This window comes from Bartonella sp. MR90HLJMH, assembly GCF_042194115.1.
GTDB classification, from domain to species: domain Bacteria; phylum Pseudomonadota; class Alphaproteobacteria; order Rhizobiales; family Rhizobiaceae; genus Bartonella; species Bartonella grahamii.
In genome coordinates, this window is record NZ_JBHIMM010000011.1 from 45,568 (window position 1) to 57,440 (window position 11,873).

Below are 11,873 nucleotides of genomic sequence, written 5' to 3' on the forward strand. Positions count from 1 at the left end.
GATTTAAGAAAATCAATTGTTTTTCATGAAGTTTCTATAAACTATAAGACTATTTAAATTTAAAAATCATCAATAAATTAGTTTTCTAAATATTTAAGGGGATCAACAGGTAATGAATTCTTACGCATCTCAAAATAGACACGTGGCGTTTTAACATTTCCTGAAACACCAGATTTAGCAATCTCATCACCACGTCTTATCCTTTGTCCTTTGTTAACAACAAGCTTACTGTTACATCCATAAATAGTGATAATATTATTTTCATGTCGAATCATCACAACATTACCAAGCTCTTTTAATCCATCTCCCGCGTAAATAACAACACCATTTTCTGCCGCCTTTACCGAAGATCCTTCCGGCACTGCAATATCTATTCCTCGATTCATTACTGTTCCCTTTTTTTGACCGAACTGGCTTAATAAACGCCCTCGTACTGGCCAACGCATCTTAGAAATTCCTGTGGCTTGCGGAGTCGTCATATTATCGGTATTCGTAACAGTACTTGATAAACCAGTCTCATGATTCAATTGCGTCATCTGTTTAGAAAAACTTTTCTCAGAACTTGATTTGTTCATCTTTGCAGAAGGGGGCGTTGTTACAGGCGCTTTATATATAGGAGAGGACTTCTTGTTTTTTATAGAGGACATCACTTGAGATTGGAATGCAGATTCTGTTTTTGACACTGCCCAATCGTTATTAGTGTGTGCATTTGAAGCTGCTAATGTACGCCTGCTTGGAACAACAAGTACCTGACCGATATAAATGGAATTGCTGTTTATACCATTTGCTAATTTTAATGCCTCAACACTAACCCCTATTTGTCGTGCAATACTGAGCAGTGTATCTCCACTCTGGACAATATAAGAGTTCCGCCGAAAAATAGGAGATTTATCCATTTGTGAACGGGAAAGTGTTCCAAGATTACGTGGAGGGACTCCCATAACGCGACCATCAGAAGAAGTTATCCTACCTTGATGTGGAAAATTATAGGGAGAATTGTCATCTCCCCACGAATCATCGCTTGATTCCACAGGTGGCAATTCAGTGCTTTGTATCATACCGCTACCGTACGATAGCATTCGCGGATCTGTAGACATAGTACTCGATATATTTGATTGAGATGATACCGTACGATGAGAGACAATATTGGAAAAACGCTGTGTACCAGAACTACAACCAGCAACAATAGTTACCACCGCTAAAAAAGTTATTCTCTGAAAATTATGCTGGAAAATATTATCCAAAGCTTTTAAACGCATCGTTTTGCTCACTCATCAATAATCAACTCACTCCATTAAAGCTTTTTTAAATTACCGAAGAGTTAAAATGAGATGTTTTATTCATAAATATCTTTATATAAGATCAAAATGAATTTAACGTAGGCTATTTGCGGCTATTTCTTAACTTTTAAAAATTAAAGTATCTCCGCAATGCCTTTAATAAAAGGTTGGTAACGCACTTGAAACAGTTCTAAACACTCAAATCGACTACCAATTTTTGTATAGCGCGTCACCGCTTGTACCCCTTCGTCAGGTCCTATCGCCTGAATGAGAATTCCGTTTTCAGCTAAAAGTTCTAAAAATTCCTTGGGTTCATCAAAACGTGATGGCCAAATAAGAATGCGATCAAATGATCCCAAACCTGTCACACTATGACTTCCATCAATCTGCCGTATAATAATATTTTCAATTCCTAAAGTTTGAAATTTTTGGCGTGCCAAATCAACAAGCGTTTTATAACGATCAATCGTTGTCACACGGTCACTCAGACATGCCATAAGCGCAGTACAAAAACCAGATCCTGTACCGATTTCTAAAACGCGATGCCTTTTTTTCAACGATAATGCCGAAAGAATTAAGAGTTGTTCTTCCAAACGTTCCATATATTCACCACACTCAAGGGGAATAACTTTATTATCATAAGCACTATTAAACCAAGGAGCAGAAACAAACTGTTGACGCGGAATTTTCTCTAATGCCGAAAAAAATCGCACGTCATCAATGCCTTTGCTACGCATTTTCAGTACAAGAGCGGCTAACTCCTCACGAAATTGTAAAATACCCTTTTGCCCCATAGTATCATTCAATCTCCAATGGAGGTGCACTTTTATCATACTGACAAACTGCTTCTTTTAAAATGGCAAAAACTTGCGTTTGCATATCATCACCTCTTGGCAATAAACGCATATTGTCTCTCCTTTCGTAAAATTAAGCAGTAATACAACGCATGCCTCCCATATAAGGTTGTAAAACATCTGGAACAATAATTGATCCATCAGCCTGTTGATAATTTTCAAGCACGGCAATAAGACAACGTCCAACAGCTGTACCAGAACCATTAAGGCTATGAACAAAATGCAATTTTTTATCGCCTTCTTTACGATAACGCGCATTCATACGACGACCTTGAAAATCTCCACAAACTGAACAGCTAGAAATTTCACGATAACATTCTTGACCAGGAAGCCAAACCTCGATGTCATAGGTTTTACGTGCTGCAAACCCCATATCACCCGTAGAAAGAACCACTGTGCGAAAAGGCAAACCAAGTCGTTTTAATATATCTTCTGCACATTCCGTCATACGTTCTAATTCAATTAAAGACTGTTCTTCACTGGTAATTGAGACCATTTCAACTTTCCAAAATTGATGCTGACGCAACATACCGCGCGTATCACGACCGGCTGCTCCCGCCTCTGAACGAAAACAGGGAGATAAAGAAGAAAATCGCAGTGGTAAATCTGATATTTCAAGAATTTCATCGTTGACCAAATTGGTTAATGGCACTTCTGCTGTAGAAATAAGCCATCGACCATCTGTTGTACGAAAAAGGTCTTCAGCAAATTTCGGCAATTGTGCTGCTCCGTAAACAATCTCATCACGAACAAGAAAAGGTATTGAGACTTCTGTATAACCATGCTCATTGACATGCACATCAAGCATAAATTGGCCTAATGCTCGTTCTAGCCGTGCTAACGCCCCTGAAAGTATTGTAAAACGTGTTCCAGACAAACGACTAGCTCGTTCAAAATTCATCTGCTTGAGATCTTGACCAAGATCAAAATGTTCCTTTGGTGTAAAATTAAATGTTGGAAGTGTACCAAAATGTCGAATGACGACATTATCACTTTCATCTTTACCTTCTGGAACATCATCTAATGGAATATTTGGAAGTGCTGAAAGAATTTTCTCAAGACTCTCCGTCAGCTGTTTTTCTTCCGCTGTTGCAGAGGAAAGAAAGACTTTAATCTCTTCACCTTCAGCTCTAAAGCTTTCAGCCATTTGCTGATCAGATACCGCTAAAGCCTGTCCTATTTCCTTTGAAACCGCATTGCGACGTTCCTGCGCCAATTGCACCTTAGCAATATGCGACCGACGTGCAAGATCAAGTTGTATTAACCTTTCAGCTTGTGGCTCAAGACCTCTACTTACGAGTGCTTTATCTAATTTCTCAGGATTGTCACGAATCCACTTAATATCAAGCATAAAAATTCCTCATTTATATTGTTTTTATTCATTTCTTGTCGCATAAGATTATACACTTTTCTTAAGCGGATTTTCTTCTCTTTTCTATACTGTAAGCAATTAAAATTGAAATCTCGTAAAGTGCTATCGTTGGTAAAGCCACTGCAAACATCGTAAAAAAATCCGACGGCGTTATGATTGCCGCAATGATAAAAGAGAGTAAAATAGCCCATTTTCGTTTAGACACCAAATCATGAGACGTTAAAAATCCAACTTTTGTTAAAAGACTGATGACAAGAGGTAATTGAAAAATCAAACCAAAAATTAGGATAAAGGATGTCATAAAGCCCAAATAATCAGAAATACGCACTATAAACTCTATTTTTAAATGAACATCTGGAAGAAATTGTTGAGAAAGGCTAAACCATAGTATTATTGGCGCCAATAGACCATAAACAAACGCTCCCCCAATACAAAATAAAATAGGCCCCCCAATGAGAAATGGTAAAAAAGCCATACGCTCATTTTTATAAAGCCCTGGTGCAATAAAACTATAAAACTGAAAAGCCGTATAGGGAAAAGATAAAATAATTCCCCCAAAAGCAGAAAGCTTCATCTTCGTTAAAAAAGTTTCCCATACTTGCGTTGATTGCAAACGAATACCCTCAGGATTACCCCCTGCTATTTTCATTGCCCACTGATATGGCCATAGTAAAAAATTTAAGATATAATCTTTAACAAGAAAACACATCATAAAAGCGATCATAAATGCAACCAAGGCAGCAATAATTCGCTGACGAAGTTCAATTAAATGTTCCAAAAGTGGTGCCATATGGGCATCAACTTCGTCTTTGTTAACATTCATGACACATCTTCTTTATCTTTAGAAGCTATAGATCCTGTCATATCTTTATTGGTTACGTTGTGATCGCATTCCAAAAATTCTTTACCTTTTTCTGATTTATGGTGTGTTGCCTTAACATCCAAATTATCGTGGATATCTTCTAATGTATTTTGAATGGGATCAAAAGTCTCTGTCAACTTCTTGCTTGAATCGCTAGTATCCGAATATGTTTTTTGCAAATCGTCGAGCTCGATTTGTTTTATTGCATCTTCAAACTGATGACGAAGTTCATTTGCCATTAAACACATATGAGCTCTTACCTTTGCTATTGTCTTTAATATTTTAGGTAAATCTTTCGGTCCAACAACAATGATGAGAATAAGTAAGATTACGACAAACTCTGGTCCATCAATCCCAAACATCTCTTAATTCGACTTCCTCATCAAAAAATAACGCACAATGATGATTACGTTTTTGTTATTTGACACGCTGTTTTTTAGCAACAGATGTTTTGCTTCTTTTAGAAGCAGAAGAAGCCTTTCTGCGCGCTGTTACATGTTTTACCGATAACGGCTGAGATTGTTGAGATTCTACATCAACTATTTGGGAAGTAGTAGCCATTTCAACTTTATCCTCAATGCCGTCATCTTCTTCCTTCATATTTTTTTTGAAGGCTTTAATTCCCTTAGCAACATCGCCCATTAATTCAGAAATCTTACCGCGACCGAAAAGCACAAAGATAATCAGTAAAATTATAATTAAATGCGTTGGTGAAAAAATATTACCCATTACTCTCTCTAACTTTATGCTTGTAAATTCGATTTCATTTATTCATGCTTCCTCTGAAGAATGTATCAAATATAATATCTTACTTATATATTTTCTTCTTAACTTAAAAGCAATCACACGCTTTTATTGCAAAAGAACTTTTTATCCTCTCATCCCTTTTTAGCGTATTATAACACAAACCATTCAAAAATGATAAACCGCTTCATACAAAATTCAAAAGGCTTAAAAACTTTTCTAAAATAACTCCATCTGATCTCTTAGGTTACTCATCTTCCTGTAAATACTATAGCTCATGTCTTTCCTTTTAAACAAAGTTGTACGTATCATTACAAACATTTCCTCCAAATTATCCGTTACTGATAAAGATCATAACATGCTGTAAAAAATTTTACGTATTTAATTAAAAAAAATCAGAAAGAAAAATCTCTAAAAAACTTTCTTGAAACATCATCAGTCTCTTTAAAAACTATCATCTTACGCATAATATTTATTCTTTGCGTTGGTGGGAATTTTATCATCCATTATTCCATATACAATACGAAATATAAGCCATCATCGCATTCAATTAAATATCTGTCGTGTGGATAAAAACTATTAGCGGAAAGAGTAAAAATGCACTTTATGAATCAGGTCAAGTGGCCAAGAGGTATGGCAATACTGCTAAAAAATAAAAATGGTACCAGCTTGCGCCTTTATTCAGTAAAATACCTCCATATAACCAGCTCTTTGAACCGCTGCATGCCCTAACTATTACAAGTCTCCGGATTCTGGGCATGCGTTCTCATAATATCATGTGCTTAACTTATCTCAGTATTGAAAACAGAATAGGCATTAATAGAAAATTACATTCAATCAAAAGCATGGAATCGAAGCATAATCCATGTAAAAGAATTTCTTATCCTAGTCTTTTTATAAGATTATCTCATAAAGCCGCTAGATAATACAGTGTTAGAAATAGATAAACCTATTTACTTTAGTTAAAAATCGCTCATTTTATTGAGATCGCTTGCAGAGAGCATATCACTTTTCAAAAGTTTTGTTTTAGCACCATACACAATAATCTAGCCATTTAGCGTGTATAATGTAAAGCTTGGGCTCCGCTTAAACCAATGAGATTCATCCACACTTTTACAAAAATCTATCACTATAATACCAGCACTTTATTGCTCTATCCATAATTTTACGCTCGCTAAAAAAACTGATAAATGTAATAATGTTTTTATCAAGCATTTTAAATTCTTTAATCTTTAAACAAGTAAATTTATGAATGAATTTGAAAGATAACCTTAATTTTTTTAACAAACTTCACTAATATTCTATGCTAATAATCCGGTACAGTTATACATATGATAGAGTTTATTCCATGAATTATCGGCATATTTATCATGCTGGCAATTTTGCTGATGTTTTTAAACACATTATTGTCACTCGCATTGTAGAATATCTCAAACGCAAAGAAAAAGCTTTTCGCGTTATAGATACGCATGCTGGAATCGGTATTTATGACCTTTCTTCTTTAGAAGCACATAAAACAGGAGAGTATCGCGAAGGTGTCCAACGACTTTTTTCAACTCCTCTCCCAGAAGATTTAAGAGCACTCCTTTGTCCATGGTGTAATATCATTGATGCCCTCAATAAAGGGGAAAAAGAAATTGTATTTTATCCTGGATCTCCTGTTCTTATTCGTCAATTATTACGGAAACAAGATCGCCTCACCGCAATAGAATTGCACAATGAAGATTATCATATTTTAGCAAAAAACTTTGCCGGAGATTATCAGACAAAAGTTCTGCATTTAGATGGTTGGCTTTCCTTAAATGCTCATGTACCACCAAAAGAAAAACGTGGGTTTATCCTTGTTGACCCTCCCTTTGAAAAAACTGGAGAATTTTTCCGCCTTATTGAGGGATTAACGAAAGCCTATCGTCGCTTTTCTGGAGGGATCTACGCTTTATGGTATCCTGTTAAATATGACAAAGAAATTGAAAGTTTTCTTCACGCGCTTTATCAAACAGGAATTCCTAAGATTCTACAGCTTGAAATGCGTATCCGAAAAAGTTCAAGTCCACCGACAATGAATGGAAGTGGTATGATTATTATTAACCCTCCCTACCTTTTGGAAGAAGAAATGAAAAAACTCAGCCCCTTTCTTATCAATCGCCTGGGACAAGATGAAAATGCCCAAATAACGCATAAGTGGCTTCAAAAAGAACATCTATTATGTTAGATCTTTCTCTGTATTTTTTCTAAATCAAATATCATGTTGTAAGATACAAACGCATTAAATGATAAAGTTCTTTGATTTTTTGAATAATATCAACACGTTATAATGATAAGCTAATAACGATCAGCGTGAATTAATTTTTTCCCTTTTAGAACGTCTATCTTCTTAATCATCATGAATTTCCTATTCCAATCATTTTAATGAATAAATTGGGCAAATTCATAAAGCTGTTTTAGAATAACAACTCTCATATTTTTTATGAAAAATCGGCTCTCTAAAATCATACTCTTATGCTATAAGATGTTATTTATAGAAAAAATTATAAGGATATAAATAATCATTATTTAATAAAAAAGAATATTTCATATATTAAACAAAAAACATATTCTTAATAAACGGAATGGTCCTGAAAAATAATACAAATTGTCCGAAAAATGAGCGGGAAAAGCTTTCTTTTCTCTCTAACATTACATGGAATAATGCCAATCAAAGTAATGAGAAAAATCAATTCCAAGGTGTAAAATTCATACAAGAGTTTGTTAGACACCTTCCGCATAAGCCAGGGGTTTACCGGATGATTGGTAAAAATGGTGATATTCTCTATATTGGCAAAGCTCGTAATCTCAAAAAACGCGTTTCAAACTATACACGTGAACAGGGACACAATAATCGTATTACCCGCATGATTCGCGCAACATATCATATGGAATTTATCGTCACCCATACAGAAACAGAAGCACTCCTTTTAGAAGCCAATCTCATCAAAAGATTGCATCCACATTTTAATGTATTACTACGTGATGATAAAAGTTTCCCTTATATTATGATTACAGATGATCATCGAGCGCCTGGACTTTACAAACATCGTGGTGCCCGAACACGAAAAGCTCACTATTTTGGTCCTTTTGCTTCTGCTGGTGCAGTGACACAAACAGTTCATGTTTTACAACGCGCCTTCTTATTACGAACCTGTACTGATTCAGTTTTTGAAAACCGTACACGCCCCTGTTTGCTTTATCAAATTAAGCGATGTTCTGCACCTTGTACCCATGAAATTAGTGACAATGATTATAAAGAACTGCTGAGGGGAGCAAAAGCGTTCCTTTCGGGAAAAGATCAATCTGTTAAAAACAATATGGTTCAAGCTATGCATAAAGCCGCAGAAAATCTTGATTTTGAACAAGCAGCTTCCTATCGTGACCGCTTATCAGCCCTTTCTCATATACAAAGCCATCAAGGTATTAATCCTCAAACGATAAAAGAAGCGGATGTATTTGCAATTGCGCAAAAAGAAGGAATGACCTGTATTCAAGTGTTCTTTTTTCGCATGGGGCAAAATTGGGGAAATCGTGCCTATTTTCCTAAAGCAGATCCCTCTTTTTCCTGTACTGAAATTTTAGCGAGTTTTCTTGCCCAATTTTACGATGATAAACCACTTCCCAAAAGCATCCTTTTATCTGAAGAAATTGAAGAAAAGACACTTCTTACAGAAGCATTGAGTCTCAAAGCAAATCACAAAGTGTCTCTCTCTTTACCCAAACAAGGTGAACGGAAAACTCTTGTTAATCATGCCTATCTCAATGCTCATGAAGCACTTGAACATAAGCTTTCTGAAACAGCCACTCATACAAAATTGCTTCAAGGTCTTGCCAAAACATTCCAACTACCTTTTCCTCCACGCCGGATAGAAGTCTATGATAATTCTCATATCATGGGAACAAATGCTGTAGGGGCTATGATTGTTGCTGGTCAGATGGGATTTGTTAAAAATCAATATCGCAAATTCAACATTCGCTCAATAGATATCACGCCTGGCGATGATTTTGGCATGATGAAAGAAGTGATTAAACGAAGATTTTCACGCCTTATAAAAGAGCATGATCAGTCAAATAGAAGTCATGACATAAAAGATAATGATCTTTTTCCCATTTGGCCTGATCTTATCTTAATCGATGGTGGTGAAGGACAAATCAACAGCGTACATGCAATACTTGCTGAATTACAATTAAATGACCTCTTCACAGTTGTTGGAATCGCCAAAGGTGTTGACCGCCATGCGGGACGTGAACGATTTTTTATAAAAGGTATCCCCCCCTTTACACTTCCTCCACGTGATCCTATCCTCTATTTTTTGCAACGTCTGCGTGATGAAGCACACCGTTTTGCAATTGGAGCTCATAGGATAAAACGAAAAAAAGAAACATTCAAAAACCCACTTGATGAAATCGAAAATATCGGTCCGACAAGAAAGCGTGCGTTGCTTCATCATTTTGGAAGTGCCAAGGCTATTGCTAGTGCCTCACTTGAAGATTTAAAAAAAGTTACGGGAATTTCTATGACAATTGCACAAAAAATTCATAACCATTTTCATGAAAAATAGGCTTGTTTCATAACCTTTGCCTTGTTACGTTTAGGAAATATATTCTCTTTCACAAGAACTAAAAATGGCTCCATGAAAAATCATACTTTTTCTTTTCCAAATATTTTAACTTATGCACGAATTGTCGCAGTCCCAATGGTTGTTGCATGCTTTTTTTTAGAAGGGCGATTACAATCAAGTGATATCACTCGCTGGATTGCTGTGTCCATTTTTATCGTTGCATCCATTACTGACTTTCTTGACGGTTACCTTGCTCGTATTTGGGAACAAACATCCAATATTGGTCGCATGTTAGATCCAATTGCTGATAAACTTCTCGTCTCTGCTTGTTTGCTCTTGCTTGCCGCAGACAGTACCATCGCTGGGTGGACACTATGGGCAGCTATTATCATTCTTTGCAGAGAAATTCTTGTATCAGGATTACGTGAATATTTGGCTGAGTTAAAAGTTAGTGTTCCTGTCTCTCGTCTTGCAAAATGGAAAACTTTTGTACAGATGATCGCTATTGTATTTCTTTTAGCTGGACCAGCCGGTAATAAAATTTTTCCTTACACAGTAGAGTTTGGCATTACTATGCTGTGGATTGCTGCCCTCCTTACATTGTGGACAGGATGGGATTATTTTCGTGCAGGTTTAAAACACGTTATCCTATGAATAGTATGGAGATTTATAATGATAATTTATCTTTTTGTACTTAAATAAGAGATGAGAGTAGCATAAGATTGATTCATTTTAAATCTATTAATGATAAATCAATAAAACACTCTTTTGCACATTACAAGTAAGGGTGGCATGTAGATAAAAGCTCTTCAAAAAAATAGTAAAAAGCTAAAAAAACGATGAATGCTCCGTATGCTTTTAAAAAAGTCTATAATCTTATAAGCAAAAAACCGAAATATAGTGTTTCGGATTTTTGCTTCTTATATACGCTTTATTATTATAAACGCTTTATTAACCAACAATTTCTACCTCAGAAAACCAAAAAGCGATTTCTGTTTTTGCCGTTTCAGCGCTATCGGATCCATGGACAGAATTTTCGCCAATCGATAAAGCATGAACCTTACGAATTGTCCCTTCTTCTGCATCACTAGGATTCGTAGCCCCCATTACTTCACGGTTTTTAGCTATTGCATTTTCGCCTTCCAAAACTTGTACAACGGTTGGACCAGAAGACATGAATTCCACCAATTCACTAAAAAAAGGGCGTTCTTTATGAACAGCATAAAAATTTTCAGCCTCACGTTTGCTCATCCAGACACGTTTAGACGCAATAACACGTAGCTCCGCATCCTCAAGCATTTTAGTAATTGCGCCAGTCAAATTACGACGGGTTGCATCTGGTTTAATCATCGAAAAAGTACGCTCTAAAGCCATTTAACCACCTTTATTTCATTTATAACATTCTCTCGCCATTTCTATAGCGAGCAAGAAGCCCTTTGCCAAGTGACTCTGCAAAAATCTACACAAATTCTCAAAAATATAGAATGAATTATAAAAAAAACTTTAATAGAAATACCTTTAATTTCTCATCCCATCATAAAGATGCGCTACCGACTCTCAATAAATATTGAACCTTCTTACATAATCTTAAATGCCTCTCATCAAATTTATCATTGAAGCAATAAAGAATCATAAGAAAAGCCTAACATGCAAAATATATCTTTTTGAAAGCCTTCTTCTTTAAAGAGGATGAACCTAGATACTCCGATCTAGGTTTGAAAATCCTTCTACACACATTGAGATCTATCAAAAAATAACCATATAATTAAAAACTATAGCGTACACCTAAAATACCCTGAAGGGACTGTTTTGTTTTACGTCCTTTAACATAATGTGCCTCACCATATAACTTTAACTTCTCACTCACTAAACTGCTCAAACCGATTCCTAACTTACCTGCATTACCCGATAAGTCAGTGGTAAATGAATGCCGTTGATTAATCAATGTATGGTTGTCATTTTTATTCTCACGCAACCATGCTGCTGTAATATACGCAAGTGATGAGGAATCCATACGAGAACCAAATTCATATCCTAAAGATATGCCAACCTCACTGCGTAATGAAGTGAATGGACGCATGTCACCTATCATGTCATTCGATAACTTGATTTCTTTACCCTCAACTTGCAACCATGTAAATTGTCCATAAGGCTGCAACCAACTGCTCTTTG

11 protein-coding genes are annotated in these 11,873 nt (G+C 35.9%); 3 read left to right on the top strand and 8 right to left on the bottom strand.

All coding sequences use genetic code 11. The features are described from left to right. Positions 1-77: 77 nt before the first annotated feature. The 6 genes from ACFIJ9_RS07625 to tatA form a co-directional block, all read right to left on the bottom strand. On the bottom strand, positions 78-1,259 hold the full coding sequence (locus ACFIJ9_RS07625) for a peptidoglycan DD-metalloendopeptidase family protein (protein ID WP_375636509.1): 1,182 nt from the start codon (positions 1,257-1,259) through the stop codon (positions 78-80). 155 nt (positions 1,260-1,414) lie between these two features. Continuing rightward, the gene (locus ACFIJ9_RS07630; protein WP_375636528.1) at positions 1,415-2,074 is read right to left on the bottom strand and encodes a protein-L-isoaspartate(D-aspartate) O-methyltransferase; all 660 of its coding nucleotides are present in this window, start codon (positions 2,072-2,074) and stop codon (positions 1,415-1,417) included. A 133-nt stretch (positions 2,075-2,207) separates the two neighbouring features. Then, the gene (gene serS, locus ACFIJ9_RS07635; RefSeq protein WP_375636511.1) at positions 2,208-3,485 is read right to left on the bottom strand and encodes a serine--tRNA ligase; all 1,278 of its coding nucleotides are present in this window, start codon (positions 3,483-3,485) and stop codon (positions 2,208-2,210) included. A 61-nt stretch (positions 3,486-3,546) separates the two neighbouring features. Then, complete coding sequence (gene tatC, locus ACFIJ9_RS07640) at positions 3,547-4,329, bottom strand: twin-arginine translocase subunit TatC (protein WP_375636512.1); 783 nt, start codon at positions 4,327-4,329, stop codon at positions 3,547-3,549. Beyond that, positions 4,326-4,730: a twin-arginine translocase subunit TatB gene (locus tag ACFIJ9_RS07645; protein ID WP_375636514.1), complete on the bottom strand. Its 405-nt coding sequence runs from the start codon at positions 4,728-4,730 to the stop codon at positions 4,326-4,328. The genes tatC and ACFIJ9_RS07645 overlap by 4 nt, the downstream gene beginning before the upstream one ends. Before the next feature lie 55 nt (positions 4,731-4,785). After that, positions 4,786-5,097: a twin-arginine translocase TatA/TatE family subunit gene (tatA, locus tag ACFIJ9_RS07650; RefSeq protein ID WP_375636516.1), complete on the bottom strand. Its 312-nt coding sequence runs from the start codon at positions 5,095-5,097 to the stop codon at positions 4,786-4,788. Positions 5,098-6,460: 1,363 nt separating this feature from the next. On the opposite strand from tatA, the gene ACFIJ9_RS07655 reads away from it, so the two are divergent. The 3 genes from ACFIJ9_RS07655 to pgsA all read left to right on the top strand — a co-directional run bounded on the left by ACFIJ9_RS07655 (position 6,461) and on the right by pgsA (position 10,355). Then, positions 6,461-7,324, top strand: coding sequence for a 23S rRNA (adenine(2030)-N(6))-methyltransferase RlmJ (locus tag ACFIJ9_RS07655; protein WP_375636518.1), 864 nt, complete (start codon positions 6,461-6,463; stop codon positions 7,322-7,324). Positions 7,325-7,721: 397 nt separating this feature from the next. Next, on the top strand, positions 7,722-9,701 hold the full coding sequence (gene uvrC, locus ACFIJ9_RS07660; RefSeq protein WP_375636520.1) for an excinuclease ABC subunit UvrC: 1,980 nt from the start codon (positions 7,722-7,724) through the stop codon (positions 9,699-9,701). Positions 9,702-9,773: 72 nt separating this feature from the next. Then, the gene (pgsA, locus tag ACFIJ9_RS07665; RefSeq protein ID WP_012754979.1) at positions 9,774-10,355 is read left to right on the top strand and encodes a CDP-diacylglycerol--glycerol-3-phosphate 3-phosphatidyltransferase; all 582 of its coding nucleotides are present in this window, start codon (positions 9,774-9,776) and stop codon (positions 10,353-10,355) included. A 297-nt stretch (positions 10,356-10,652) separates the two neighbouring features. Here the strand turns inward: pgsA and ndk are convergent, their stop codons facing one another. Together ndk and ACFIJ9_RS07675 are read right to left on the bottom strand one after the other, a co-directional pair. Beyond that, entirely contained in the window at positions 10,653-11,075 is a 423-nt protein-coding gene (gene ndk / locus ACFIJ9_RS07670; protein ID WP_375628682.1) for a nucleoside-diphosphate kinase, read from the bottom strand. Between the two features lie 391 nt (positions 11,076-11,466). Then, positions 11,467-11,873: autotransporter outer membrane beta-barrel domain-containing protein (locus ACFIJ9_RS07675; RefSeq protein ID WP_375636522.1), on the bottom strand; the 407-nt coding region annotated here is incomplete at its 5' end.